The sequence below is a fragment of the Paraburkholderia sp. BR10872 genome (assembly GCF_040965835.1).
GTDB classification, from domain to species: domain Bacteria; phylum Pseudomonadota; class Gammaproteobacteria; order Burkholderiales; family Burkholderiaceae; genus Paraburkholderia; species Paraburkholderia nodosa_A.
In genome coordinates, this window is record NZ_JBFRCN010000163.1 from 1 (window position 1) to 368 (window position 368).

Annotated in this window: 1 rRNA gene; it reads right to left on the reverse strand. The window is 51.9% G+C overall.

The window, feature by feature from the left end:
- Nucleotides 1-253 precede the first annotated feature (253 nt).
- Nucleotides 254-368 (reverse strand): 23S ribosomal RNA (locus AB4Y43_RS40525); the annotation flags it as partial.

Consider the following 368-nt stretch of genomic DNA (forward strand, 5'->3'; position numbering starts at 1 on the left):
GTTTCACGGTCCTGTTCGGGATGGGAAGGGGTGGGACCAGCTCGCTATGGTCATCAGGCTTGACGGGTTGCTGCGTCGCGCTTTGTGTTCGCGCCACAGCCAATCGGGAAGAAGCGTAAAGAGGGTGATGCTGAATTGGGGTTGTGTTGTTTCAGGCACAACACACATAGTGTGGGTTCTACGTAGATGCTGAAGCATTAACGTAGACCGACACGTGATCTCAACCGTGCGTCTTTAAAAACACACCTGTTATAGGATCAAGCCTTACGGGCAATTAGTATCAGTTAGCTTAACGCATTACTGCGCTTCCACACCTGACCTATCAACGTCCTGGTCTCGAACGACCCTTCAAGGGGATCAAGTCCCCG